Below are 25,325 nucleotides of genomic sequence, written 5' to 3'. Positions count from 1 at the left end.
ACGGTCAATCCCCATCGGCGTCAAAACCGGCATCAAACCGGATCGCCTGCAACGCGCCACCCTCACGCTTTAACCAAGCCCGCTCGGCCTGCCAGCCCGGAAACAGCCGCTGCACCACCGCCCAGAACCGATCTGAATGGTTCATCTCCAGCATATGCGCGACCTCATGCGCCGCCACATAATTCAGCACGCGCGGCGGTGCCATGATCAGCCGCCACGAATACATCAGCGCACCGTCCGAGGTGCAAGACCCCCAGCGCGACCGCGTATCGCGCAGCGTCACCCGGGCAAGCTTGCGGCCGATTAACCCGGCATAGTGATCTGACGCAGCCACCAGCCGATTGCGCGCCTGAACCTTCAGAAATGCAGAAACCCGCGCCGCCGCCCGCGCTGCATCGCCCGGCACAATCAACGAATCGCCTTCAATGCGCACCGAACGGCCCGCGCCGATTTCCAACCGCAACAGCCGACCCTCCATCGGAAGAACCGAGCCAATGCCGACCCCAACCAGCGGCGGCATCCGCGCCACTGCCGCCCTGATCCAGCCCTCTTGCGCGCGGGCAAACGCTACAGCGTCAGATTCGCGGGCGCGGTTAGGCAAAGACAACGTCACCGCACCATTCACTTGCGATACGCGCAAGGAAAACCGCCGCGCCCGAGCGTTTCGGCGCAATGTGATCTCTATGGGTGGTGGACCGGGCAACAGCAGCATGGCACCTCTGGACATGGGCTCGCAGCATACCTATCTGCAAGCCAGCCGCAACCGCTGCTACGGGCCTTAAGCACTGCAAAAGCTGCAACCTCTGCAAAAGCCTTTGACAGTCGCCCAAGGCTGTGGCAAGCGACTGCATTCCGAATTGACAGCCCGAAAGGGCCAGCCTGAACAAGGGGAAAACCATGCCATTGGCAGAATGGGGAACCAAGCGCGTGTGCCCAACCACCGGCAAGCGCTTTTACGACCTGAACCGCACTCCAATCGTCAGCCCCTACACGGGTGAGGTTGTAGACATCGAATCGGCACGCCGCAAAATGGCCGCCGCTGTAATCGCGCGCGTTCAGCCTGAAAAAGATGATGATGCGGTTCTGGTCGATGATCTGGAAGCTGATGATGATCTGCTGGTTGCAGGCGTCGCCGACGATGCAGAACTCGACGACGAACTGCTGGAAGATGATGCAGACGACACCGTGTCACTCGATGATCTGACCGATGTCGCCGGTGACGAAGAAGACGTTTAAGACACTGAGCCACGCCGTTCAAGGCGAGGCCAATCCGTTTGAGGCGCGTGCGAGGGCTGCATTTTTCCACTTGCACGCCCTCGCGCCCTCCCCTAAACAGCGGCGACGAAGACACACGGCGCGCCCAACGTCGTGACAAGGATGGGGCCATAGCTCAGATGGGAGAGCGCTTGAATGGCATTCAAGAGGTCATGAGTTCGATCCTCATTGGCTCCACCAAACAAATCAAAGACTTACACGAAAGTTAGCCTCGCAGTCGCGGGGCTGTTTTCATTCTGGGGAACACGGGGGGAACAACGCATTTTTCGATCCCCTTGGCAAAACAAATATTTTCCGTCCATGGTAAGCCGAACTCCGAAGTAACGCAGAAAGCGTCGACCAGATGGTGCAGCCCCCGACCGACTTTTTTGGAATCACGCCCGCTGATTGGTTGAACGCGGGGGTTACGGCACTTGGAATGTTGTTTGCTATTCTAACAGCGGTATGGATTTCCCCGTGGATTGCAGGTCGACAGACGCGGCGCGACCTCCAAGAGCGACTTCTTAGAATGCTCATGAACACTCGTCTAATTCCCGCCAACCCAGACTATCAAACTGCGATCGCGATGATCCCACTTGAGTTCAGAGGCAACGATAAAGTTTTGCTCGCACACAAGACTTATCTCGCGACGGTTAATTCTAAAGTTGACGAAATGGACGCGACAGAAGTTGCAAAGCACAACGAAATAACGACCCTCCACCAAAACCAGCTTATTGCCGCCATGGCGCAGACCTTAGATATTCTGGGCGTTACGCCCGATACGCTCAAGAGCGACGGATATGTTTCGCGGGGCTTTGTGAATCGTGAGGAGATGTTAATTCAGGCAATGAAAGCTTGGCCACGTATTGCTGAAGCGATAGAGCAGTCGAACAGCATCTCTCTGGCCTTATGGGGCGATAAACTTAGGGTTCCAGCACAAGATCAGCCGGTGCCAGATAACGGCCCATAGGGCGGTAGGACAGGTGCAGCCGGGACCATCCCGGCCCCGGCGCTACTGTCTCTGCCAGCATCCCGCGTGACAGGGCATTCCTGACACCAATCTCGATCCAAGACCGTGCCTTGGCGGAGTTTTGGCACACCCGCCCAACCCAGCTGCTTTAGGGAATAAGGAAGAACCCAAGGCGCAACCCGCCCTATCCTTTAACTTTGAAATGCCAGCCCTTAGCCTTGCTGATTTCATATGTCAGCAGGACGCGGCCCGGATGCAGATCAGCCAAATCGCAAACTTCTGCAAAGTTGCTGGACCACGGCCAAAACGGATCTTTGCCCTCTGCCGCATCGCGCAGGCCTCCCAGCAAGACGCTTAACCAAAGCCGCCGTTCGCCCCCGTGCATCAGTTTGCACAGCGTCGGACCACAAGCGCCTGCACCCGATCTGTCATGGCCTGATCGCAGGCGTTCATCGCCGCGAACATAAATTGCGCCCAAGCATGATGTTCGTCTTCACTCACACAGGCCTTGAGTCGCTGCCAAGGGGCCTCATCGGGCAATGGTAAGTCAGGATCTTCCGGCCGCCTTACCAAGCCGGGAGCCGCCGCTGCAATCGCCTCTGCCATAGCAACGTTACCATGCAGACAGCAGATGATTGTGAGATCAACGGCCGTGCGCCCAAATAGGTCCAGTTCGTTAAGCATCGCCTCGATTTCCCGTATCGCTTTCATTGTCATGCCTTCCCATCATTTTCGGCCAGAGTGACCCATTTCAGCGCTGCGTCGGTTTCAGAGGCAGTGAGGCCCGCATCCTTCGCCTTGGCGATCGCCTCAACAAAGGTGCTAAACGCGCGCGCCCGGCCGCCGACATCGAAGGCTTGCAGCGGCATGATCACATCTATGTCCACCAGCCCGCCCAGCTTTGCAGTTGCTTCCTCTGCCAAAAGTGCGGCGATCGGCTGCAACACCCACGTCGCCAGATGCCTTTGGCCCTCGCGTATCGCTGGACCCGTGGCCGCAGAATTTGCCAGAGAAGGCAGGACTCCGAAGGCCATGCAGATTGCATCCCGCGCCGCCTCGAGCGTTTGCAGCGCCATAGTCTTTTGCATGTCAGGACTCAACGGATTGGGGCTCCAATCTTGTGCCGGCGCGGGACCACCAGCCGCCGAAACCGTCACGGAGTCGCGCAAGATCACCCTGCCGCGCGTTCCTCTAAAAGCACGGCCAATCTGTTCTTTTTCTATCTCCGACGACTCCGGGAATGGGACGATCTGAGATCCAAGCGGCGCGGTCGCGTAAACCTCCGACAGTGCCGCCTCGAGTATGTGCAACAGGCCGCCTGTCAAAGAAGATCGGCGCAGAGGTGGCGTCCCGGTCCAAGGTGCCACCGAGTCCGACCCTATCCGCAGATGCAGCACCTCTGCCGCCAAGACGATATCCGATTGTGCGCCGCCAGCTTCCGACAGGCTCACCCGATAGGCGCGTGGAATGCCGTCGCGCGTCGATACGTCCCAGTCGCCGCAGGCCACTAGGCCAGTTTCACGGATCAGAAACACCGCTTCGCCGCGCAACGCTACCGATCGCGCAAGCAAGGCCATGCTGCGTCGGTCAAGCATATCAGTGCCGGATACCGTTGCCGCCGCAAAGGCCGCTTCCCAGAGGCTCACACTAGCCTGCTCTGTGGCAGTCATTTCACCCAAGCCTGACGCCCCGGCGATGTAGGACGCCCGCGCCGCCATGACGTCTGCCGTATAGCCCGAACCGCTCGATCGGGTTTCAGTTTTTCGTTTGAACGGCCACATTATGCAGCCCTCCGATAAGGGCGAAGCAAATCGGCCGCGCCGCTGTTAATCATTGCCCGCGCAAGCCAAGTCGCCTGCCGTGAGATATTTTCTGAAATCGGTCCGATCGCAGATTGCATATCGGCAGAGCCCGGCGGTGAATCATTCGGAGCGCCGAAGTATTCGGCAAGCCGTCGGTATGCTTCGGAGACAGGTGCAGGCACAACGCCCCCGCCCGCCGTGCCAGTAAAGCGATAGGGGCCAACAGCGGGCAAGTCATAGCCACCCAAGGGAGAGGGATTGAGGACCACCGCGGCCCACGCCATGCCTGTCCACCCCTCGACCGCGGCAACGGTTGCAGGCGCCAGAGGTGGCATCCACTCACCCGGCCCCTCGACCACCCAAGCCACCGATCGAGAGGTGAATCGGCAGGTTGTATAGGGCTCAATTCGCCCCCAAACAAATGCCGGATCCAAGGCGTTCGCCTCGACTGACAACCCGGCCGGAACGGTAGGCCAAGCCGCCGGAACGCCTTCGATCTGTTGCAATGTGGCAGCCATCATGCCCTCCACCGATTGAGCGTGCGATGCAGGCCGGATTCCGACAAGACCGTATCGGGCGTCCAGCTACGCGCTTCGACTTGGGTTTCCTTGTAGGCGGGAACAGTGACCATCGAGATTTCGTAGAGCAACGCCGCAAAGACAGTGCGGATCAGGGCGCGGCCCTCGCGCGGATTTTCTTCATCGACACGTTCCGCATTTGGCACCGTTTGTTCCGGGGGTATCCTGAAACCCGGACTAATCCCACCAATCAAACCAGCTGAGAATGCCGCAAAGAAATCCCGGACATAGGACACTTCCGCCATTTCAGGCTTGATCAGCGCATCGAACAGCAACGCGTCTTCGGTGTCTTTCAGATCGAGTGTCCCGGCCCCCCGCGATGCAAGAGGTCTGTCATAGTCGTGACCGACAAGGATATGAATATCCTCGTCGGCTTTGTTGACCCGATAGGCAAACGCCTTCGGAGCAAATTGCTCTTTGCGGGGACGGCCATTCTTGCCGCCGTCCGAAAGGACCGCTCGCTTCCCATAAGGAAAGCGACCAGAGAGGCGGCGCGAACCATCGCGCGCCGTCCGAAGTTCGAGCCCGTCTATGCCTGCGCCGCCATACATCATATCAGGCCACCCGCACGCCGGTCAGGACTTCCAGTTGCGCACCGCGCGCAACAGTTACGTCCATGGTCGCCAGCGCCGTAAGCCGCAGACCTCCCGATTGTGCATCCGAGAACGGATCCCGGATCAGGTCGACCGCTCCCCAAGCCCCTATGAAGATCGGAGCAACCCCGCCGGTGTTTGTGGCCAGCAAGGCGGTGCAGGCCAATGGCGAGCCGGTAGGGGCAGCCAGAGCGTTTGGTGACATTGCGATATTCGCCGCTGGGATGTTTGCAATCATCCGGTCCCACTCCGACACGGCAGTGCTAGTGATCAGCACGCCGTCCATGTAGGACCACACCTCCGGGCGGATTAGCAGCTTCACCGCATCGGGCGACCCTGCGGCATTGGACGCCATGAAGCGCGCAACAGCGGCCCGGAACACCGCCCATGTGGCAACCGCTGCGATTGCGGTGCTAGTGATACCGTAGGTCGCAACACCCGGAATAACGCCCAAAGGTTGGCCTGAGGAACCAGTGCCGAGGAACACCGCCTGATCAAGCGCCTGTCCGATTGCCCCGTTCATGTCGCGACGAATGGCTTCCTCGAGCGCAGCACCGCTTTGCAGCAGGGTCTTGCGGGTGAGTTTCATCCCGATGCCAAGTGTATTATTCGGCGCGAGAGCCTTATCGGTGGTGGCGTATGCGGTCGGCCCGCCCACACCGCCAGTTTCAGTTGCCTGCCACGCGGCAGAGACTGCCGAGGTAGTCACAGGCCATTCAACCGCGCCCGAAGGAATACTGATCATTGCCGCACCCATCCGCGCCGCTACCGAGTCAGGGAAAATGCGGTCAATGATCGGGCGAGTTTGCAGCGGGTTGGGCGTGCCGCTGGCAATGGTTTCGCCCGCGCGCCGCTCGAGCGCTTGCCATGGCACCGGAACACCCCGGAAACCGCCGGCTGCGCGCAACTCTTGCACCACCTCAAGCGTGCGTCCTGTAAGCGCCCGGCCCTCGTCCAGCGCAAGCGCCACCTGCCGCAGTTCAAAGCCTGCGATCAGTTCTGATAATTCACGTTCGGAGCGGGTTTCGAGTTCCACACCAGCCTCGCGACGTTCGCCGTCTTCGGCAATCAGCGCGGCCCGATAGCGGGTTTCGTTGGTGCGATACTCCGCGTCCATCGTTTCCATCGAACGGGTTTCGTCTTCGGTCGGGGTAACCTTCCCGACCACACCGGCAAGCGCTTGCCGGATTTCACTTTGGCGGCGCGAGATCTTCACTGAATCAAGCATTTTAACTTTTCCGTTTCTGGGTTGCGGTCCAAATCGCGGACCAGTTTTTTCCACGCTTCTCGCGCGGGGTTCGGTCGGCCGAGGCCGATTTCGATACGGGTTTTCCGGGCATGGCACCGCCCGCAAAGGCACTGCAAATTAGCCAGGTCAAACGACAGGTCGGGACGTTCGCGAACCGGCTGGATGTGATCCACCTCGAGCCAGCGCCGCTCGCCACATTGCACGCAGACCCATCCGTCACGCTCGAGCGCCATGACGCGCAGCGCCTTCCAACGCTGCGTTTTGGTAACCTTGGCTGAATGCCGGGCATAATCTTTCAAAGCCATGTCAGGCCCCCTGATTTCTTCGCGGGGCGGCCCGTCATGCGCGCACCTTCGGCCACGGCCAGCACAGTTGCCGCCGCCGCGTCGATGCGCCCCGTGGAGCGCGCCTTGGCAAGTTTTAGGTTGTTCGCCGGATCGCGCAGGGTGACAGCATCGGCAAAGGCGGAGCGCAACAGCAGCGACGGAGAGGCTTTAACCTTGCCGTCATAGGCCGCGCGCCGGAAACGTTCGCAATCCTCGCCACCATCTTTGAAGCCTTGCCCGCGCCAGATGATCGGCGCGCGGATGCCAGCGCTATCAATGGCCTCGCCAAGTTCCGCTTGCTTGTATCGGTCGGCAGTCAGAGCCGCGACAGGCTCACCCTCGACATGCGCCATCACTTCCCGCAGCCAAGCCGCAACAGGCACCGTCGCATCGCCCAAGGTAGAGAGTTCGCCCCGATCCTTCATTTCGACATAGCGGCCCGACACACCGTCATTCTGCCCCCGGTCCAGCAAGGAAGGTCGCGAAGGGAAGGTGCCGAGGCATTCAAGCCGCCCGGTTTCCGGCCAATAGAACGCCGCCGCCGTCATGGATGCCGAGCCGCCCAAGTCGATGCCGATCACGACAAACCCTTGCCGGGGCGGCAGTGCTGCGACTTCGCAGGACAACCATTCATCCACCGTCAGCAGAACGTCGCGCGTCTCGCCGGAAACCCGTTCGTTGCGGTTGTAGAGTCGGAAGGCGGTCAGGGTGGAACCGCCGCGCGCAATCGCCCGCCGAGCCTGCGCCTGCAACCATTCCAGCGAAGCGCCGATGCCAGCCGCCGCGCCGGGGTTTGCCAGCTTGAGGCTTTCCACATCATCAGCAGGCAAGCCGGGTGGCGGGCGGTGTTCCTGCCGATAGACGCCAGCCTGTTCCTGATCGAGCCAAAGCGAAAACGGATGCGCATCATCCGCAGCCGAGGTGGAAATGATCAGCGCCCGCCCGCCACGCTTGCCCATGCCAGAAAGCAAGGCTTGCTCGAGTGCGTCACCCTGATCAGCCTGCCAATGTCCCCGTTCATCCATGATAATCAGCGTCGGAGCGCCGCCCAAGGCAGACTTACCATCAGCCGCGATAACCCGGATCAGGTGCCCGCCGCCGTCGCCATGATACTCTATCTCGAGTCGGGGAGAGCGCCTTACCGTGAATTGTGCCTGCACCGTATCAGGCAGACCGCGCATGAAACCCACCGCAAAATCAAAGGCAATCCGCCCCTGATCACGGGTCCGCGCCGCGATGATGATTTCTCGCTTCGGCTGCCGGTCCCATTCCCCGATGACAGCACCCAGAGCGATGCCCGCCGAAAGTGCGGTTTTTGCGTTGCCCCTACCGATCGACAAAACCGCGACGTTGATTCCATCAGCCAAGGCACCCTTGACGAATTGCTTTTGGAACGGTGCCAGCTTTATGGCCTGCCCCGATTTCGGCCCCTCTGGGATTGTCAGGGTTTCAAGGAACCTGATGGCTTTTGTGGCGGCGTTCATTTTGCACCCCCATCGCCGCACAGCGCGAAGAGATAACCCAGACCCACGACGCCCTCTCCACCAGAAACGCGGGGCATTGGGACCAAACCGCTCACGTTGTTCATGCTCGCCTCCCGTTCTTGGCTGCGAGTTGCCGAACTATCGAGGCAATCTGCGGGTCGTTGAGCGGGCCGTTTGCAGGCGGCGGTGTCTTCGGCTTAGCATGGCTTCTGAACTCCAGTGCCTTCATCAGCCAAGACTTGAACGCGGCATCGAGGTCTTTAAACAGACGACCGTGAGCACTGTTATGAGCGATGCAGTGAATTACCTGATTGGCGATCTCATCTTGGTCAAAGCCCTGCGCCGCTGCCCATCTGCCGAGAACATCAGAGGGTGCCCAATCTTCTGGAAAGAAAACCTTCCGAGATTGGTTTGATACAATATTCTTTTCTTCTTTTTCTTCTTTTTCTTTTGGTCTTCTTATAGGGACGGGTTCACCGACAATAGGCTTACCCGCAGCCGCCTTTTCAGGCGGCAGTTCTGCTGCTGACTGGTTTTCAGGCGGCGGGTTCGAGACATCCAACAACACCCACTGCGAGCCCGTTACTCGACCGTCAGCCGTTCGCATTGTTTCCCGATTGACATAACCAGCGCACTTCAATTCGCCCATGATCCGCCGAAACTGATCTCGACCAATTCTCGCAACTCTTTGAAGATGCTCAGGATGAAACTCCCATTCATCGGAGTAGGTCATCAGCAAGGCCAGCATCCCGCGCGCCTCGATCGATAGGCGTTCGTCGCGCACTGCAGCGTTTGGAATCGCGGCATAGTCACGATGCGGGCGAGTGCTTTTGTGCCTCATTTCAGATCACTCCGCCGCGACCTGCGAGACAGACCGGCTCTCAATCCAAGAGCGCAATTCGTCTTCATGCCAATACCGTCGGGACTGAATGCGGACAGGCGCAGGAAAGTTCATCGCCGGATCATGTATCCAGCGCCAAAGGGTCATATCGGAAACACCACCAAGCGTTTCGCGCACTACCGTTGCCGTAATTAATTTGGAAGCCATGGTTCACATCCATTCCCTGTTAGAACGTGTGAACCTTATTTATGGTCGGCCCATATCACGGCAAGTGATTTTTTCGATGCGCCATCATCATAACTATTTGGCAAACAATGATATAATCGCTAATAGCGACGACGTTTCAAGTGATCTTTCAAGCGCGATACAAGGAAATCATGGCCTTGCCTTAATATATTAAAGATTGCGCCTTTTTGATTAATCGCTAATAGCGATATTCCACCTTGCATCACGATTTATTGCAATGAAGTCGCCGCGCGTATTTTGACTACGTTATTTGCTTCGCCCTCGACCAAACCGATCACATAGCGGCCCCAAGCCTCGAGCGCCTGCTGCTTTTCGTCGGCCATGTCATATCGGTTATAGACACCGGCAACGCCGCGCCGGGTGCCGCTGCGATGGTTTAACACCGCCTCGACCACATGCGGCGGAAAGCGAAGGCCTGCCATCCCGCTGGCACAGGTGCGGCGCAGATCATGGATTGTGAAGGGCGGGATAGCGATCGGCTCTGCCCCTTCGACCCGGCCCGCGTTTGCGATTTCCTGCATCAGGCTATCCAGCCGCCCTTTTGCCCGCGTGAAACCCGACACCGGACTTAGGCCTGTCGTAGTGAAAATATACCCGGCCTTGCCTTTGATGCGGTCCACGCTTGATAGAACTGCCGCAGCCGCCTCCGAAATCGGCAAAGTGTGTTCGTCTTCATTTTTCACCCGCGCCGCAGGGATGGTCCAGAGACTGCCCCTCATCTCGCCTTCGGTCATTTCGGCACCCTCACGCAACCGCTGGCCAGTGAGCAAGAGAAACCGATAGAGCGCACCGAAGGGCTGGCCCATCCGTTCGCACGCCTGCCATAGCCACACGATTTCTTCATCCGTGAGAACGCGATCGCGCGACTTTTCCTTTGACGGCGGTTTGATCCCGGCGAACGGAGACGCCGCGATGATACCCCGGCCAACCGCCCAAGTCCAAACCGTGCGAATGTGCGCAAGCAGCCTGTTTGCCGTGATAGGACTGCCTCGATCAACTATGGCGTCAAGCACCTCGATAAGGTCACGCTTGCCGATCTCGTGAATATCCTTATCGCCCCACATCGGGATGATTTCGCGCCGAAACATCGCGGCCACGTCATCGGCCCGGCGATTGTGAATTGCATGACGTTTCAAAAATTCGGCGATAACGTTTTTCACCAAGTTGCGCCCATCGATTTCCACCGGCGTCGCTTTTGCCGCCTTTGCTGTTGCTGCCGGATCTAGCCCACTAGTTGCGGCCAACAGAGCAGCCCTTGCCCTATCCCGTGCCTCTGCCAAGCTGACTAGCGGATACGGCCCGAGGGTCATGCGCCGATGAACGCCAGCCGTTCTATATCGAACCTGCCAGCCTTTGCTGCCAGTGGTCTGCACCACAAGGTAAAGGCCGACACATAGCGTGTCAGATATTTCCTGCCTCTTATCCGTCGGCTTGAGTTTCTCTACGGTCGGAGCGGTCAATTTCATGTCATGGAGCCCATATGCATAGTCAAAAGGTCGCTTGGGGGAACAGACCGGGGAACACACGACCCGATAGACACTGTTCCCCAAGCGTTATAACTTCTCATAACATTATGGATAAATTGCTGAAAAACAATGGGAAATTATTGTTATGATGTTTTGATATGTTAGGCCTAGTTTAGGCCCGCTTTCTGAATGGCATTCAAGAGGTCATGAGTTCGATCCTCATTGGCTCCACCAAACAAATCAGCGCGTTAATGAAAGATAGCCTCGCAATCGCGAGGCTCTTTCGATTGCGGGAATGCGCAGAGGTGTCGTGGCACTGTCCCCCTGTCGCGCCGGGTGCCGGTGACCATGGGCATCGCGTCACGCCGACCGTGACGAACGGCGGCTTGACGTATGCCGACGCGCTACAACAAACGTTGCGCGCTCGCGGCAACCGTAACAGCAACACGGCACTGCCGCTTACACTACCTACAAAGCGAAACCCGCAGGTTAGCCTTGCTTGCCCTCAAGCGCCACAATCCGCGCCAACAGCGCTGCATTCTCTTCGCGCGCTTTTTGCGCCATCAGCCGCACCGCGTCGAACTCTTCGCGGGTCACAAAGTCGCGATCTGCAAGCCAGCGATCCACAAAACCTTTCATCGCGGTTTCCGCCTCAGACTTGGCGCCCTGCGCCACACCCATCGCATTGGTCATCAGCTTTGATACATCGTCAAAAAATTTGTTTCCGGCCGTCATTTGGGGCCTCCTTTCGCTCGTGTTCTATATGATGCTCCGAAGGCCCACGCACAAGATGGCGATCTGTCGCGAAGCGACGTTGACAACAGAGCCACGCTTGCCGACAACGCAAGGCAAATTACAGGAAGCCAAATGTCCTATATCGCCTTCCCGAACCTGTCGCCGGATATCTTCTCGATCCCATTGGGTCCAATGACGCTGACGCTGCGCTGGTATGCTTTGGCCTATATCGTCGGGCTGTTGGCGGGCTGGAAGCTGATCGTGCAGATGATCAACACGCCCCGACTATGGTCTGGCCCGGCACCCCTGACGGCCGAGGCGGTGGAGCGCCTGCTGACTTGGGTGATCTTCGGCGTCATTTTGGGCGGGCGTTTGGGCTATGTGATCTTCTACCAACCCGGACATTTTTTGCAAAACCCAGGGCAAATCCTGCGCGTGTGGGAAGGCGGCATGTCGTTCCACGGCGGCTTTCTTGGCGTGATGGTTGCGGGCATCTGGTTTTGTAAGCGCGAGAACATCCCGATGCTGCCAGTCGCGGATCTGATGGCCGCCGTGGTGCCGATCGGTCTGCTGTTGGGCCGGATTGCCAATTTCATCAATGCCGAGCTTTGGGGCCGCCCGACCAGCCTGCCTTGGGGCGTTGCCTTCCCGGGAGAAGCTGCACAGATCTGCCCCGGCGTCTTTACCGTCTGCGCCCGTCACCCCAGCCAGTTGTATGAGGCCGCGCTTGAGGGTCTGCTGCTGCTGATCGTGCTCAGCTACTTGATCTGGCAGCGTGGCTGGCTGAAGACCCCCGGCAAAATCGCGGGGCTGTTTTACGCGGGCTACGGCGTGGCGCGGTTTGTGGTCGAGTTTGTCCGGCAACCCGACGCGCAATTCGTCTCAGAAGGCAACCCGCTCGGGCTGGCGCTGCACGCTGGGGGCTATGGGCTGACCATGGGGCAAATCCTGACGCTGCCAATGATTGCGGCTGGCATCTGGTTCATTGCCAAAGCCAAACCGACCACATTCCAACCCGCCAAAGCAAAACCCGCGTGACTCCGCTCGCGGGCCTGCTGATCCGGCGGATCATGGCCACTGGCCCGATCACACTGGCCGACTACATGGCCGAGTGTCTGCTGCACCCTCAGCACGGTTATTACGCGACCCGCGACCCCTTCGGCGTAAGCGGTGATTTCACCACCGCCCCCGAGATCAGCCAGATGTTTGGCGAACTGCTCGGGCTTTGCCTTGCGCAGACTTGGCTTGACCAAGGCGCACCTTCCCGCTTCACGCTCGCCGAGCTTGGCCCTGGTCGCGGCACCCTGATGGCGGATGTTTTGCGCGCCACCAAAGCAGTACCGGGGTTCCATGCCGCAGCCGAAGTGCTGTTGGTTGAAGCCTCGGCCACATTACGCGCCCGTCAGCGCCTCACGCTTGGCGACCACCCGGCGCAATGGGCCGATCATCTTGCGCCAGGTGACACGCCGCTTTACCTGCTTGCCAATGAATTCTTTGACGCCCTACCGATCCGGCAATTCACCCGCGCCAGACAGGGCTGGGCCGAAACTCTCGTCGGCGTCAAAGAAAGCCACTTGAGCTTTGGCAAATCCGCCCCGATGCCGATTTCCATGCTCGATCATCGCGTTACGGATACGACGCCGGGGGACACCGTAGAAATCTGCCCCTCCGCGAGCGGCATTATGCAAACCATCGCCACGCGAATCGAAACCCATGGCGGTGCCGCCCTTATCCTTGATTACGGCGACTGGATCTCACGCGGCGATACCTTCCAAGCCCTCAAATCCCACCGCTTCACAGATCCGCTTGCAGAACCCGGCGAGGCTGACCTTACCGCACATGTGGATTTTGCCGCCCTTGCAGCCCACGCCAAATCTTACGCCTACACGACCCAAGGCCAATTGCTGACAGCCCTTGGCATCCATCACCGCGCCGCACATCTCGCGCGGGAACTCGGCGGGAACACCCTCATCCAACATAACGCAGCCACGCACCGCTTGACCGCGCCCGAAGAAATGGGAAAGTTGTTCAAAGTTCTGACCATTTACCCAAGTGATTGTCCCAAGCCCCCCGGATTCGCCTGATGCTTGAAATCATCACCTCCGACGCCCTTAGCACCCGCCACGGGTTTTTCACCCGCAAGGGCGGCGCTTCGTCTGGCATTTTCGCTGGCCTGAATTGTGGCACCGGTTCTACCGATCAAGCCGAGGCAGTGGCAATCAATCGCGCCCGCGTCGCCGAGGCTTTAGATCTAGCTCCCGATCATCTGGTTTCGGTGCATCAGGTCCACTCCCCCGATGCCGTCACCATCACTGCGCCCCGGCTGATCCGCCCGCAAGCGGATGCGATGGTCACTGCCACGCCGGGGTTGGGCTTGGCCATCCTGACCGCCGATTGTCAGCCGGTGCTGTTCGCCGATATCAAAGCCCATGTGATTGGTGCTGCCCATGCTGGTTGGCGCGGTGCGAAAGACGGTGTGCTGGAAGCCACCGTTGTCGCGATGGAGGCTTTAGGGGCCACGCGCGCAAATATTACCGCCGTGGTTGGCCCCTGCATCAGCCAATCCGCCTATGAAGTCGGGCCCGAGTTTTTTGAAACCTTCACCGATGACGAGCCCGAAACCCGTCGTTTCTTCGCCCAAGGCAAAGGCGACCGCGTGCTCTTTGACTTGCCCGGCTTTGGCGTGTGGCGATTGCGTGAAGCTGGCGTTGGCCATGCAGAATGGACGCGCCACTGCACGTTCTCGGATGCATCGCGGTTTTTTTCCTACCGTCGCACCACCCACGCAGGCGAGGCCGATTATGGCCGCTTGCTATCGGTGATCCGGCTCTAAAGTCGCGCACCCCGCCACAATTCAACCAAAGCCGCACGAACTTTCCTTAATCCGCTCCGTTTCCGGCCCAAACCGCGCCGCAAACCACTGGCAAAACCTCGTCAACGCACCAATAACCTGCGAAGGAGGCGACCTATGAAAAAACCACCCCGCTGGCTCAAATCCGCAATCGCAGTGAGCACCGATTTGAAACAAGTTCTGCCATGGGCACGCAGCCAACGCAGTCGCCCCGAGGCAATGAAAGCCGCGCCCGCTAAAACCCGCGCGCAGGCCGCGCGCTAAAACCGATCCGATTCGCGCAAAAGGCCGGAACATAGCCCGGCTTCGTTGCGTTCATCCCGCGCCAATTCATCATTGTGCCGCCAGCATCAACAATCATGCATGAACATGCAGATCACGCCGTAACCGCATGTCAATTAAGAATAAACTTTGACAGTCGAACGCGTTTCCGCCATGTTTGGCCTTACAGATGTCCCTCTGTGAAAACAGGCGGTGACGGGCGTGGTAAGACCTAGCGGGGTAACACCTGTCGGCCCCCCCTTCATCGCTCCAGTTCGATGCATGTCGATCTGTGGATGCTCAGTTAAGGCGGCCCCGGTGTTCTCTGGCACCATCAAGGGGCCGCCTCTACATTTCCGCCATCAAGATTTAAGGCCGCTTCGCCAACCGCGCTTCCAGCACATCAAACGGCAGCCCCGGCTCGTCTTTGGCGCAACGGATCACCAGCGAGGTTTTCACATTCGCGACGTTCTCAGCCTTCAGCAACTGCTCGGTGAGGAACAGCTGAAAGCTCGACAAATCCGGTGCGACGCATTTCAAGATGAAATCAATCTCGCCGTTCAGCATATGACATTCACGCACCAACGGCCACGCACGGCAGCGGCCCTCAAAGGTTGACAGGTCCGCCTCAGCTTGGCTTTGCAGCCGCACCATCGCAAACACCTGAACCTCAAATCCCATCTCGCGGCTGTCAATATCGGCGTGATAGCCCTTGATATAGCCCGCTTCCTCCAGCGTGCGCACCCGACGCAAACACGGCGGCGCTGAAATACCCACCCGGCTGGCGAGCTCCACATTGGTCATCCGGCCATCCGCTTGCAGTTCGGCAAGAATACGGCGGTCAATCGGATCAAGTTTAGTGCCAGCCATACCGGCCTCCTTTTTTTTGCCAGTATCTAGGCTTATGCCCCGACTTGCGCAACAATATTTCACAACTGCGCAAGATATTTTCGCCAGACACCCCGCGCCCGCACATTTCAGCCATGCGTCTGCCAGCCCTTTCGCAGCAGCCGGGCAACGCATATATCAAAACCCACACGATTCCGGGGAATGCGATGACCACGACACGTCACACCAAAGTTCTGATCATTGGCTCCGGCCCCGCAGGATATACGGCGGCGGTTTACGCCGCCCGCGCCATGCTGGAACCGATCCTTGTGCAAGGTCTGCAACCCGGCGGTCAGCTAACCATCACCACCGAGGTCGAAAATTGGCCCGGCGAAAAGCACATCCAAGGCCCGGATTTGATGGTCAACATGCAAGCCCATGCCGAGGCGATGGGCGCGGAGGTGATCTCCGACTACATCACCAGTCTTGATTTGCAAAACCGCCCGTTCACCGCGCAATCCGATAGCGGCACCACCTACACCGCCGATGCGGTGATCCTCGCGACAGGCGCGCAAGCCAAATGGCTGGGCCTGCCGTCAGAGGAAAAATTCAAAGGCTTCGGCGTATCGGCCTGCGCCACCTGCGACGGTTTCTTCTATCGCGGCCGCGAGGTCGTGGTGATCGGCGGCGGCAATACTGCGGTCGAAGAGGCCCTGTTCCTGACCAACTTCGCCACCAAAGTTACCCTGATCCACCGCCGCGACACGTTGCGCGCCGAAAAGATCATGCAGGACCGTTTGTTCAAACACGCCAAGATCGAAATGCTATGGAACTCCGAAGTCACCGAGGTTCTAGGCACCGACGCGCCCGCTTCCGTGACCGGCGTCCGCACCCGCAATCTGAAAACCGGCGAGGTCAAAGACATCCCCTGCCACGGCTTCTTCGTAGCCATCGGCCACTCGCCCGCGTCAGAACTGGTGAAAGATCAACTGCCACTATTTGAAGGTGGCTATGTCAAGGTCGAAGCAGGCTCCACCCGCACCAGCATTCCGGGCGTCTTCGCGGCGGGCGATCTGACCGATCACATCTACCGCCAAGCCGTAACCTCCGCCGGGATGGGCTGCATGGCCGCCCTCGATGCCGAGCGTTGGTTACAAGAAAAAGCTGAAGATGAAGGCCACGCAGACATACTTTAAACGAAGCGGACCAAATTTAAACGAAAAAGCCGCGCACTCTGCGCGGCTTTTCTAATCCCTTAACACGCATTCAGTGCGCGTTCACCGGCGCCATATCGTGTTGACGCGCCAGCGAGAACGCCAGCAGCCGATCCGCCACCAACGCCAACTGCTCGCCATCTTCACCATGCACCGCGTAGACGGTTTTCATCCCGTTGATCTGCGCCCGCACCGTTTCGGGCAGGCTTTCCACCGCGATCGGCCGCACATAAACAATCCGGTCTTCCGCCTCTGGCAATCCGTCGAATTTCACATCCATGATCGTCTCTCCTTATTTGCGGCCAATACGAATAGTCTGCACGATGGTGTCAGGCACCATTCGATGCAGGTCTATGTGTAACAACCCATGGTCCAGATCGGCTCCCGCTACTTCGACACCATCTGCGAGCACAAACGAGCGTTGAAACGCCCGCGCCGCGATACCGCGATGCAGGAACACCCGCTCGCCCAGATCGTCGCTCTGCCGACCCCGCACCACCAACTGACGATCCTCAACCGTGATCGCCAGATCTTCATCGCGAAACCCCGCCACTGCGAGGGTGATGCGGTAGGTATTTTCCGAGGTCGCCTCTATATTGAAGGGCGGATAGCCCTCCGAGGCGGTTTTGGCAGTGCGTTCCACCAGCCGTTCCAACTGCTCGAACCCCAATAGAAAAGGGTGTGAGCCAAAAGTAAGTTTCGTCATTACCGATGCCCTTTGCAGCAAGCGACACATAGGTCAGGCCCAGACAGCGGCACCCGACCGTTTGAATATGGGGGCAGCCGTGCGGGCCTGCAAGGTGCGGTGTGATCAAGAAAACTTAGAGTCCCACGCGAAATTTCACACAGAGTCCAGCCGAATCAATGTAGTATAGCACAAAGCCAAAAAGACTGGATTCGGTCCTGCCATGAATGCCCCTTCGGAAATGAACTTTGAAGACATGCTGCGCGTGAAACTAGAGGTTTTGAAGCGTGAGCATCGCGATCTGGATGAGGCGGTCTATGCGCTCGAAACCGCAGGCCGTCCCGACGTGCTGACATTGCGGCGGCTGAAAAAGCAGAAATTGCAGATGAAGGACCAGATCGTTCGGATCGAAGATCTGCTGATCCCCAATATCATCGCGTAAACCGCGTAAAATGGTGCGTGAATAACGCACCCACGCGCTGATCACCGGCTTTTCCTTGCCTCCCCCGCCTGCATTGCTATGAAGCGACCAGAAGCAGCCGGAGGCGCCAATGTCTGTTGATGTCGGAATAATCATGGGAAGCCAGTCCGACTGGCCGACGATGAAGGAAGCCGCACTGGTGCTGGACCAGCTTGGCATCTCGTATGAAACCAAAATCGTCTCGGCGCACCGCACTCCTGACCGTCTGTGGGCTTACGGCAAAGCAGCGGCGGGTCGGCTGCAAGTCATAATCGCTGGTGCTGGCGGTGCGGCGCATTTGCCCGGTATGATGGCCTCCAAAACCCGCATTCCGGTGATCGGCGTGCCGGTGCAGACCAAGGCTTTGTCCGGCGTCGATAGCCTGTATTCCATCGTGCAAATGCCAAAAGGCTACCCAGTCGCCACTATGGCCATCGGTGCCGCCGGTGCGGCCAACGCGGGCCTGCTGGCGGCTGGCATTCTCGCGCTGCATGATCCGGCTCTCGCGGCCCGGCTTGATGCGTGGCGGGATGCACTGTCAGCCTCGATCCCAGAGGAGCCGAAAGATGAATAGCCTCCCCCTAGGCTCCACCATTGGCATCCTCGGCGGTGGTCAGTTGGGCCGGATGCTTTCCGTCGCCGCTGCCCGTCTCGGCTACAAAACCCACATCTTTGAGCCTGCCAAGAACCCACCAGCCGCCGAGGTCGCTCATAAGCTGACCACCGCCAGCTACGACAATATCGCGGAGCTGCAAACCTTCGCTGCCTCGGTCGATGTCATCACCTATGAGTTTGAGAACATCCCAACCGCCGCGCTGGATGCCCTCGAAGCCCTGCGCCCGATCCGCCCCAATCGCCGCGCTTTGGCGATTTCGCAGGATCGTATCTTGGAGAAAGACTTCCTCACCAGCCTCGGCCTGACCTGCGCGCCCTATGTTGCCGTGCAGACCCTCGCAGATTTGGAGGCCGCCATTGAACAGATCGGCGCGCCTGCAATCCTGAAAACCACCCGTCTCGGCTACGACGGCAAGGGCCAAGCCCGCATCAAAACCGCCAGCGATGCCGCTGAGGCCCACTCCAGCATGAACGGTGCAGCCAGCGTTCTGGAAGGTTTCATCACCTTCAGTCTCGAAATTTCAGTGATCGCCGCGCGCGGGGTTGATGGCTCGGTTGCCTGCTATGATCCGGGCCAGAACGTTCACAGAGACGGCATCCTGCACACCACCACCTTGCCCGCCAAACTGTCGCCCTCGATGCGCTCGGACGCGATTTTGCTCGCTGCACGCATCCTGAATGCGCTCGATTATGTCGGCGTGATGGGGGTGGAGTTGTTCGTGACCCCCAACGGTTTGATCGTCAATGAGGTCGCACCTCGGGTGCATAATTCGGGGCATTGGACGCAAAATGGCTGCGCTGTCGATCAGTTTGAGCAGCACATCCGCGCCGTCACTGGCCTGCCGCTAGGCGATGGCGGCCGCCATTCTGATGTGGTGATGGAGAACCTGATCGGCGACGATATGGATCGCTTGCCAGAACTTTTGCGCGAAAATGATTGTGCGATCCATCTCTATGGCAAGGCCGAGGCGAGGCCCGGCCGCAAGATGGGGCATTTCAACCGCGTGATCCGCAAGGGTTAAGCGCCACGCGTGGCCAGCCTAATTTATTATTTCCGATCAATTACTTATCAAAATATTGAGAGTTTGTTAGGCACGAACCTCATCACGAGCAGACCACCGCAATCACCATGAACTTGCACGTCGGTTTCTTCTTCACCGGCGCAACGGGGGCAACCTTCTTGGTCGTGGTAGCCACCTTCTTCGTCGTGCTGGTCTTCTTAGTAGTAGACTTTTTAGGCGTGGTCTTGGTCGGAGCCTTCACCGCCACGGCAGCTTTTTCGCAGGTGTTTACAGGCTCGGCGAGCAATGCCCGATACACCGCCTCGGTAGGCTCCATCTCACCCGGAGCCGCCTTCTTAGCCTCGTAATAGGCCGCCATCGCCCGACGCGAGCCATTGCCCCAATCACCGTCAACCTGCATTCCGTAACAGCCGATCCGGTCCAACTGGGTCTGCACACCCAGCGCCAAGTTCTCGGGCAGCGGTGCATTCAAACTGCGCGTATCGCTTTCCAGCAGCGCCAGTTTATCGTCACCAGCGGTCTGGCCAATCACTGCAATTCCGGGCGGCGGCGCAAGGGTGGAGCTTTGGTTGACCACCATCTCAAACTCCGGCAGCGCCTCTGCCACCTCGGCGACTGGAGGCACAAAATAAAATTGCTCACGCAGCGAGGATTGCTCCCACGGGGTCTGTTTGCCGCCGGTCGCGGTTTCAACATCATTGCGCACGGCGATCATCAGATCAGAGATATTTTGGCCCGCCTTGGCGATATGCACCAGCAAAGCTGCGGTAAACGGGCTGTTGACCGAAGCCGCGTCAACCTTGTCCCAAGCAACCTGCCCCGGCGCGGTCGCAAATGCCACGAAAGTATCCGCCCCGCCGTCAAACTGCGCCAAGCCGCCTCCATCCGCAGCGCCACGCACCGCTTCCGGCAACGGATTATCGCGGCAAGCGTCAACGAACAGCAAAAGCTGACTGGTCTTGCCCTTCAACGCCTTGGCAATGTCATCCAGCCGCCATGTTTCCGAATCCAGCGCCTTGGCATCCGCCAGCCGAGCGTTCACCGGAACCAGATGATTGACGCCATCTTTCTGAAACGCATGGCCGGAATAATAGAACAACACGGTATCGGCTTCATCGATTTGTGCGGTGAACGTGCCCAAAACAGCTTGAAACACCGCTGGCCCCACATCGGTCAGCAGCGTCACCTCAAACCCCAGATTGCGCAGCGCGTTCGACACCGCTTGCGCATCCTCGACCGGAGTCTTCAGCCCCGGCAGCGCGGTGTACGCCTGATTGCCCACCACCAGCGCCAATTTGCGGCCCGCAGCCTCTGCCAGCGCGGGCAGCAAGGCCAGCGCCACCATGCCAAACAGGCAAAGCCGCAGAAATTGCGAAAAGCGATCAAACATCAGCACAACCCATCCGTGAAATATGCGGTTAGTTTAGCTGAAAACGCGGTTTCAGCAAAGTATTCTGTGACTCTTTCGCAAAGCAGTCCCCGAAACCTTACGCTTCGGGCGAGTCCGTGTCGCGCTCTCCCGCTTCCAGCAACCGTCGTGCCGCATTCGCCAAGGCTTCATAGCGCAGCCGGAACGCGTTCAACTCACGCTCATCCAGTTCCTCGAGATCGAGCAAAGCGTTATGCGCGCCTTCGGTTGCCCGGATCAATTCATCGAGTTTCAACTGCATCGCCTGCGTGTCGCGGTTCTGCGTGTTCTGGATTAGGAACACCATCAAAAAGGTGATGATCGTGGTACCCGTGTTGATCACCAACTGCCAAGTGTCTGAAAAGCCGAACAAAGGTCCGGTCACAATCCAAAGCAAGATCACGCCGCAAGCCAGCATGAATGTGCTGGGTCGCCCACAATAGCGCGAGACGGCTTTTGCAAGCCCGGTGTATCCCAGAGCCGCCATAGCGTTAATCCTTATTCAAACGATGCGCAGCGCAGCGCTGTATCCCAGTGCGTGATCAAAGCCGGCTTTGTCCAGAAAGATAATCACCTCAAAGATTACAACCGGGTTCCGCATCAAAAATGCTGGGTCATGCGCGAGGGTAATCTGATTGCCCATCCGTGGCAAACTGGTGTGCAAGACCAAGCCTCTGCCATCGTCCGCGTCGGGGAATCACCGCTCAAATATAGCAGCTTGGGACTTTGCCTCCGCTCCAACGGCGCATTCCGGCGCAGGCAACTCCAACCGCACGACGTCGAAGCCATTCCAAGTCGCAATCCCGCCGAGCCGTTTGGCGGTTCGAACGCCGCAAGATCGCTGCAAACACCTGCCAGTCCTAAGCCGCAACTCCGGTGGCACCACTCCCAAAATTATGAGTTTTGCGCGAAAAACCTCGCCGCCAAATCCTTCCGGTGACGGGATAGCCCCTTGACCTTGCGGCACTTGCGCAACAGCTTGAAGCCATGTCCAAACGTCCGACCCGTCTCGCCACCCGCGCGCTGATCTTGCATGAAGATCGGTTGCTGTTGGTCAACGCCTATCCCGGCGCGCGGTCCGATCTGTGGTGCGCGCCGGGGGGCGGGGTCGAACCCGGCACCTCGCTGCCAACCAATCTCGCCCGCGAGGTGCATGAGGAAACCGGGCTTTCGGTGACCGTCGGCGCGCCGGCTTTGATCAACGAGTTCCACGATCCGATTTCGGGCTTCCACCAAGTCGATATCTTCTTCCGCTGCACCGTCACCGCAGGTGCGATCAACGCCAGTTGGCGCGACCCCGAGGGCGTCGTCACCCAACGCCGCTTCTTCTCGCGCGCTGATCTCGAGTCCGGCCGCGTCCGCTTCAAGCCCGACAGCCTGATCGAAACCGCATGGGGTGTCGGCATCCTCTATGACCCGCTGGAAGTCATCGTCAGATGAGGTTTCGATGAGTAGGGCTTTCGTTAAAGAGGGCGACGGCGGCCTCGATCCCCTCCCCGATCTGCCACTGTCGCCGCATCCAAACTATGTCACTCCGCGAGGTCTCGCCGCCTTGCAATCCCGTCTGCGGGATCTGCAAACCACGCTCGCCACCCTGAAAGCCCGCGCCGAACGCTTGGATAAACTGCCCGAAGCCGCAGCCGAGCGTGACATCCGCTATATTGAGGCCCGCCTGCGCACCGCCATCCTGATCGACCCCACCACCCTGTTGCTGCGCGAGGTCGCCTTCGGCTTAAGCGTCACCGTGAGGGCGGAAGATGGCAGCCAAACCAGCTATGAGATCACCGGCGAGGATGAAGCCGACGCCACCCTGCACCGCATCGCCCCGCAATCGCCGCTCGCCCGTGCCCTCATTGGTGCTCAGGTCGGCGATGAGGTGATCTGGCGCAAACCCTCCGGCCCGGTCAGCCTTGAGATCATCCAGATTTCCCATGCTGATCCGTGAGTTAAACGCCAGCGACGACACCGCTATTGTCGAGGCGCTCTACGAAGATGCCGCCGATTATTGGAACTTGGACCGCCCGCAGCATACCCCCGCTGAAGTCGCCGATGAGTTTTTCACCGATGCGCCGCCCAACTGCGACCCCGCGCAAAGCCATCGGCTTGGGCTGTTTCTAAGCGACCACCTCGCAGGCGTCGCCGAACTCAGCTTCGGCTTCCCCAGACCCGGCGATGCCTACCTCGGCCTGATGATCTTCGCCACTTGGGCACGCGGCCAAGGCCATGGCGCGACCTTGCTCCGCCACATTGAACACCTCGCACGCTCGCGCGGCTGCCACGAAATCTTCCTCGGCGTGCTCAGCAGCAACCCCAAAGGCCGCGCCTTCTGGATGCGCGAAGGCTTCACCGACACCGGCATAAGCCGCATCAGCGCCGAGACCGGCAACAACCTCCACCGGCTGTGCAAAGCGTTTTGAGACGGAGCCCATCCAATGGAAATTTTATGAAGAGTGGCTGAAGATAGAAGAAAAAAGACAATGAGCGAGAACGAGATGCATAAAATCCTTCAGATCATTCTCTCTACTCAAATATCCAAAACGCCACGCCCCCACGCGAGGTGACACAACGCCTAAGGTCATCCTCTCTGCTTAAATATCCAAAAAACCCAAATCCCCACCCAAGCCGACGCCACAGAACGGCCGCCCACCGCGCGTAAGCGCTCAAAGATAATGCGGCGTAAGCCGCTCAATCAGATCACCCGCCTCCAGCCAACCCGCCATAAGAAAAGGGCGCAACTTGCGCTACGCCCCCTCCAATCTCAATCCAGAGTTCTGGATTACATCATGCCGTCCATGCCGCCCATGCCGCCCATGCCGCCGCCGCCCATGCCGCCGCCATTGCCTTTAGGCTCTGGACGATCCGCAATCATGGCTTCGGTGGTGATCAGCAGCGATGCAACCGAAGCTGCATCTTCCAGCGCGGTCCGCACGACTTTCGCCGGGTCGATCACGCCGAATGCGAACATGTCGCCATATTCTTCGGTCTGAGCGTTAAAGCCGAACGACAGGTCGGTCGACTCGCGGACTTTGCCAGCCACAACAGCGCCATCAACACCGGCGTTCTGTGCGATCTGACGCAGCGGAGCCTCCAGTGCTTTACGGACGATATTGATGCCGTTGGTTTGGTCTGGGTTCGCCCCAACCATACCTTCGAGCACTTTACCAGCTTGGATCAAAGCCACGCCACCGCCAACAACGATACCTTCTTGCACGGCCGCACGGGTCGCGTTCAAAGCGTCGTCAACGCGGTCTTTGCGCTCTTTGACTTCGATTTCGGTCATGCCGCCAACTTTGATGACAGCAACGCCGCCAGCCAGTTTCGCCACACGTTCTTGCAGTTTTTCACGGTCATAGTCGGAAGTGGTTTCTTCGATCTGCGTGCGGATCTGCGAAACACGGGCTTCGATCTCGGCCTTAACGCCCGAACCGTCGATGATCGTGGTGTTGTCTTTGGTGATGGTGACTTTCTTGGCTTTGCCGAGCATGTCGATGGTGACAGACTCCAGCTTCATGCCCAGATCTTCCGAAATCACCTGACCGCCGGTCAGAACTGCGATGTCTTGCAGCATGGCTTTACGACGATCGCCGAAACCCGGAGCCTTAACAGCTGCGATTTTCAGACCGCCGCGCAGTTTGTTAACCACGAGAGTCGCCAAAGCTTCGCCTTCAACATCTTCCGAGATGATCAGCAGCGGGCGCTGCGATTGGATCACGGCTTCCAGCAACGGCACCATTGGCTGCAGCGACGAGAGTTTTTTCTCGTGCAGCAGGATCAGCACGTCTTCCAGATCAACGACCATTTTGTCGGCGTTGGTCACGAAGTAAGGCGACAGATAGCCACGGTCGAACTGCATGCCTTCGACAACGGTGGTTTCGGTTTCCAGACCCTTGTTTTCTTCAACAGTGATCACGCCTTCGTTGCCGACTTTTTGCATCGCGTCAGCGATTTGACGACCGATTTCAGCTTCGCCGTTGGCCGAGATGGTGCCAACTTGTGCAACTTCTGCGGTGTCTTTAACAGGACGCGCAGCAGCTTTGATCGCAGCCACAACTTTGGTGGTCGCCAAGTCGATGCCGCGCTTCAGATCCATCGGGTTCATGCCAGCAGCAACTGCTTTCATGCCTTCTTTGATGATCGCTTGCGCCAGAACGGTCGCGGTGGTGGTGCCGTCGCCAGCCTCATCATTGGTGCGGGAAGCGACTTCCTTCACCATTTGCGCGCCCATGTTCTCGAACTTGTCCGCCAGTTCGATTTCTTTGGCAACCGTCACACCGTCTTTGGTGATGCGTGGTGCGCCGAAAGATTTGTCGATCACAACGTTACGGCCTTTCGGGCCAAGCGTTACTTTGACAGCGTCAGCCAGAATGTTAACGCCGCGCAACATGCGGTCGCGGGCATCGGACTCAAAACGTACGTCTTTTGCAGCCATGATATGGA

The 25,325-nt window shown here is 58.7% G+C and carries 31 protein-coding genes and 1 tRNA gene; 14 read left to right on the top strand and 18 right to left on the bottom strand.

Going from position 1 to position 25,325, the window contains the following annotated elements:
- Positions 1-4: 4 nt before the first annotated feature.
- The gene (locus JWS10_RS09095; RefSeq protein WP_299506568.1) at positions 5-712 is read right to left on the bottom strand and encodes a SprT family zinc-dependent metalloprotease; all 708 of its coding nucleotides are present in this window, start codon (positions 710-712) and stop codon (positions 5-7) included.
- 185 nt (positions 713-897) lie between these two features.
- On the opposite strand from JWS10_RS09095, the gene JWS10_RS09090 reads away from it, so the two are divergent.
- The 3 genes from JWS10_RS09090 to JWS10_RS09080 all read left to right on the top strand — a co-directional run bounded on the left by JWS10_RS09090 (position 898) and on the right by JWS10_RS09080 (position 2,224).
- Positions 898-1,236 carry a TIGR02300 family protein gene (locus JWS10_RS09090; RefSeq protein ID WP_299473763.1) on the top strand — a complete coding sequence of 113 codons (339 nt, stop codon included), beginning with the start codon at positions 898-900 and terminating at the stop codon, positions 1,234-1,236.
- A 143-nt stretch (positions 1,237-1,379) separates the two neighbouring features.
- Positions 1,380-1,455: transfer RNA gene (locus JWS10_RS09085), tRNA-Ala, on the top strand.
- A gap of 163 nt (positions 1,456-1,618) precedes the next feature.
- A complete protein-coding gene (locus JWS10_RS09080; RefSeq protein WP_366943526.1) occupies positions 1,619-2,224 on the top strand; it encodes a DUF6680 family protein in 606 nt (201 codons plus the stop codon).
- Between the two features lie 384 nt (positions 2,225-2,608).
- On the opposite strand, the gene JWS10_RS09075 is transcribed toward JWS10_RS09080, so the two are convergent.
- The 11 genes from JWS10_RS09075 to JWS10_RS09025 all read right to left on the bottom strand — a co-directional run bounded on the left by JWS10_RS09075 (position 2,609) and on the right by JWS10_RS09025 (position 11,544).
- The gene (locus JWS10_RS09075; protein WP_299506564.1) at positions 2,609-2,941 is read right to left on the bottom strand and encodes a hypothetical protein; all 333 of its coding nucleotides are present in this window, start codon (positions 2,939-2,941) and stop codon (positions 2,609-2,611) included.
- Positions 2,938-4,005 (bottom strand): phage portal protein, encoded by a 1,068-nt coding sequence (locus JWS10_RS09070; protein ID WP_299506562.1) that lies wholly within the window; start codon positions 4,003-4,005, stop codon positions 2,938-2,940. The genes JWS10_RS09075 and JWS10_RS09070 overlap by 4 nt, the downstream gene beginning before the upstream one ends.
- Positions 4,005-4,544, bottom strand: coding sequence for a hypothetical protein (locus tag JWS10_RS09065; protein ID WP_299506560.1), 540 nt, complete (start codon positions 4,542-4,544; stop codon positions 4,005-4,007). Before JWS10_RS09065 ends, JWS10_RS09070 begins: the two co-directional genes overlap by 1 nt.
- Positions 4,544-5,158 (bottom strand): HK97 family phage prohead protease, encoded by a 615-nt coding sequence (locus JWS10_RS09060; protein ID WP_299506557.1) that lies wholly within the window; start codon positions 5,156-5,158, stop codon positions 4,544-4,546. The genes JWS10_RS09065 and JWS10_RS09060 overlap by 1 nt, the downstream gene beginning before the upstream one ends.
- Before the next feature lies 1 nt (position 5,159).
- Complete coding sequence (locus JWS10_RS09055) at positions 5,160-6,425, bottom strand: phage major capsid protein (RefSeq protein WP_299506554.1); 1,266 nt, start codon at positions 6,423-6,425, stop codon at positions 5,160-5,162.
- Positions 6,410-6,751: an HNH endonuclease signature motif containing protein gene (locus tag JWS10_RS09050; RefSeq protein WP_299506551.1), complete on the bottom strand. Its 342-nt coding sequence runs from the start codon at positions 6,749-6,751 to the stop codon at positions 6,410-6,412. Before JWS10_RS09050 ends, JWS10_RS09055 begins: the two co-directional genes overlap by 16 nt.
- The gene (locus JWS10_RS09045; RefSeq protein ID WP_299506548.1) at positions 6,742-8,256 is read right to left on the bottom strand and encodes a terminase TerL endonuclease subunit; all 1,515 of its coding nucleotides are present in this window, start codon (positions 8,254-8,256) and stop codon (positions 6,742-6,744) included. Before JWS10_RS09045 ends, JWS10_RS09050 begins: the two co-directional genes overlap by 10 nt.
- Positions 8,257-8,356: 100 nt before the next feature.
- Positions 8,357-9,004 carry a hypothetical protein gene (locus tag JWS10_RS09040; protein WP_299506545.1) on the bottom strand — a complete coding sequence of 216 codons (648 nt, stop codon included), beginning with the start codon at positions 9,002-9,004 and terminating at the stop codon, positions 8,357-8,359.
- Between the two features lie 99 nt (positions 9,005-9,103).
- Entirely contained in the window at positions 9,104-9,304 is a 201-nt protein-coding gene (locus tag JWS10_RS09035) for a transcriptional regulator (RefSeq protein WP_299506542.1), read from the bottom strand.
- Positions 9,305-9,552: 248 nt separating this feature from the next.
- Complete coding sequence (locus JWS10_RS09030) at positions 9,553-10,809, bottom strand: site-specific integrase (RefSeq protein ID WP_299506539.1); 1,257 nt, start codon at positions 10,807-10,809, stop codon at positions 9,553-9,555.
- 489 nt (positions 10,810-11,298) lie between these two features.
- Complete coding sequence (locus JWS10_RS09025) at positions 11,299-11,544, bottom strand: accessory factor UbiK family protein (RefSeq protein WP_299473766.1); 246 nt, start codon at positions 11,542-11,544, stop codon at positions 11,299-11,301.
- A gap of 132 nt (positions 11,545-11,676) precedes the next feature.
- Here JWS10_RS09025 and lgt point away from each other — a divergent pair, with 132 nt between their 5' ends.
- The 4 genes from lgt to JWS10_RS09005 all read left to right on the top strand — a co-directional run bounded on the left by lgt (position 11,677) and on the right by JWS10_RS09005 (position 14,659).
- Positions 11,677-12,582, top strand: a complete 906-nt coding sequence (lgt, locus tag JWS10_RS09020; RefSeq protein ID WP_299506536.1) for a prolipoprotein diacylglyceryl transferase — start codon at positions 11,677-11,679, stop codon at positions 12,580-12,582.
- Positions 12,579-13,628, top strand: coding sequence for an SAM-dependent methyltransferase (locus JWS10_RS09015; protein ID WP_299506534.1), 1,050 nt, complete (start codon positions 12,579-12,581; stop codon positions 13,626-13,628). Before lgt ends, JWS10_RS09015 begins: the two co-directional genes overlap by 4 nt.
- The gene (gene pgeF / locus JWS10_RS09010; protein ID WP_299506532.1) at positions 13,628-14,377 is read left to right on the top strand and encodes a peptidoglycan editing factor PgeF; all 750 of its coding nucleotides are present in this window, start codon (positions 13,628-13,630) and stop codon (positions 14,375-14,377) included. Before JWS10_RS09015 ends, pgeF begins: the two co-directional genes overlap by 1 nt.
- Positions 14,378-14,512: 135 nt before the next feature.
- A complete protein-coding gene (locus JWS10_RS09005) occupies positions 14,513-14,659 on the top strand; it encodes a hypothetical protein (RefSeq protein ID WP_299506530.1) in 147 nt (48 codons plus the stop codon).
- A gap of 366 nt (positions 14,660-15,025) precedes the next feature.
- Here the strand turns inward: JWS10_RS09005 and JWS10_RS09000 are convergent, their stop codons facing one another.
- Positions 15,026-15,526: an Lrp/AsnC family transcriptional regulator gene (locus tag JWS10_RS09000; protein ID WP_299473781.1), complete on the bottom strand. Its 501-nt coding sequence runs from the start codon at positions 15,524-15,526 to the stop codon at positions 15,026-15,028.
- A 185-nt stretch (positions 15,527-15,711) separates the two neighbouring features.
- Here JWS10_RS09000 and trxB point away from each other — a divergent pair, with 185 nt between their 5' ends.
- A complete protein-coding gene (gene trxB / locus JWS10_RS08995; RefSeq protein WP_299473784.1) occupies positions 15,712-16,680 on the top strand; it encodes a thioredoxin-disulfide reductase in 969 nt (322 codons plus the stop codon).
- Positions 16,681-16,750: 70 nt separating this feature from the next.
- Here trxB and JWS10_RS08990 read toward each other — a convergent pair whose 3' ends face one another.
- Both JWS10_RS08990 and JWS10_RS08985 read right to left on the bottom strand, forming a co-directional pair.
- Positions 16,751-16,978, bottom strand: a complete 228-nt coding sequence (locus JWS10_RS08990) for a DUF1150 family protein (protein WP_299473787.1) — start codon at positions 16,976-16,978, stop codon at positions 16,751-16,753.
- Positions 16,979-16,990: 12 nt separating this feature from the next.
- Positions 16,991-17,404: an Hsp20 family protein gene (locus JWS10_RS08985; protein ID WP_299506528.1), complete on the bottom strand. Its 414-nt coding sequence runs from the start codon at positions 17,402-17,404 to the stop codon at positions 16,991-16,993.
- Between the two features lie 202 nt (positions 17,405-17,606).
- On the opposite strand from JWS10_RS08985, the gene JWS10_RS08980 reads away from it, so the two are divergent.
- The 3 genes from JWS10_RS08980 (at position 17,607) to JWS10_RS08970 (ending at position 19,480) form a co-directional block, all read left to right on the top strand.
- Positions 17,607-17,825: a DUF465 domain-containing protein gene (locus JWS10_RS08980; protein WP_299473793.1), complete on the top strand. Its 219-nt coding sequence runs from the start codon at positions 17,607-17,609 to the stop codon at positions 17,823-17,825.
- Between the two features lie 109 nt (positions 17,826-17,934).
- The gene (gene purE, locus JWS10_RS08975) at positions 17,935-18,417 is read left to right on the top strand and encodes a 5-(carboxyamino)imidazole ribonucleotide mutase (protein WP_299473796.1); all 483 of its coding nucleotides are present in this window, start codon (positions 17,935-17,937) and stop codon (positions 18,415-18,417) included.
- Complete coding sequence (locus JWS10_RS08970) at positions 18,410-19,480, top strand: 5-(carboxyamino)imidazole ribonucleotide synthase (RefSeq protein WP_299506526.1); 1,071 nt, start codon at positions 18,410-18,412, stop codon at positions 19,478-19,480. The genes purE and JWS10_RS08970 overlap by 8 nt, the downstream gene beginning before the upstream one ends.
- A gap of 82 nt (positions 19,481-19,562) precedes the next feature.
- Here the strand turns inward: JWS10_RS08970 and JWS10_RS08965 are convergent, their stop codons facing one another.
- Both JWS10_RS08965 and JWS10_RS08960 read right to left on the bottom strand, forming a co-directional pair.
- Entirely contained in the window at positions 19,563-20,870 is a 1,308-nt protein-coding gene (locus JWS10_RS08965; RefSeq protein WP_299506524.1) for a caspase family protein, read from the bottom strand.
- A 97-nt stretch (positions 20,871-20,967) separates the two neighbouring features.
- Positions 20,968-21,375, bottom strand: a complete 408-nt coding sequence (locus JWS10_RS08960; protein ID WP_299473965.1) for a low affinity iron permease family protein — start codon at positions 21,373-21,375, stop codon at positions 20,968-20,970.
- A 500-nt stretch (positions 21,376-21,875) separates the two neighbouring features.
- Between JWS10_RS08960 and JWS10_RS08955 the strand changes: the two genes are divergently transcribed.
- Genes JWS10_RS08955 through JWS10_RS08945 form a run of 3 tightly spaced genes read left to right on the top strand, consistent with a single transcriptional unit; the run spans position 21,876 to position 23,305 of the window.
- On the top strand, positions 21,876-22,328 hold the full coding sequence (locus tag JWS10_RS08955) for an NUDIX domain-containing protein (protein ID WP_299506522.1): 453 nt from the start codon (positions 21,876-21,878) through the stop codon (positions 22,326-22,328).
- A gap of 7 nt (positions 22,329-22,335) precedes the next feature.
- The gene (locus tag JWS10_RS08950) at positions 22,336-22,833 is read left to right on the top strand and encodes a GreA/GreB family elongation factor (RefSeq protein ID WP_299506519.1); all 498 of its coding nucleotides are present in this window, start codon (positions 22,336-22,338) and stop codon (positions 22,831-22,833) included.
- Positions 22,820-23,305 (top strand): GNAT family N-acetyltransferase, encoded by a 486-nt coding sequence (locus JWS10_RS08945; RefSeq protein ID WP_299506517.1) that lies wholly within the window; start codon positions 22,820-22,822, stop codon positions 23,303-23,305. Before JWS10_RS08950 ends, JWS10_RS08945 begins: the two co-directional genes overlap by 14 nt.
- 359 nt (positions 23,306-23,664) lie before the next feature.
- On the opposite strand, the gene groL is transcribed toward JWS10_RS08945, so the two are convergent.
- Positions 23,665-25,317, bottom strand: a complete 1,653-nt coding sequence (gene groL / locus JWS10_RS08940; RefSeq protein ID WP_299478321.1) for a chaperonin GroEL — start codon at positions 25,315-25,317, stop codon at positions 23,665-23,667.
- Positions 25,318-25,325: the final 8 nt, after the last annotated feature.

The organism is Cypionkella sp. (assembly GCF_028290025.1).
In the GTDB taxonomy this organism is placed as follows: domain Bacteria; phylum Pseudomonadota; class Alphaproteobacteria; order Rhodobacterales; family Rhodobacteraceae; genus Cypionkella.
The sequence above is the reverse complement of the archived record's forward strand: the minus strand, read 5'-3'. Positions and strand labels throughout refer to the sequence as shown.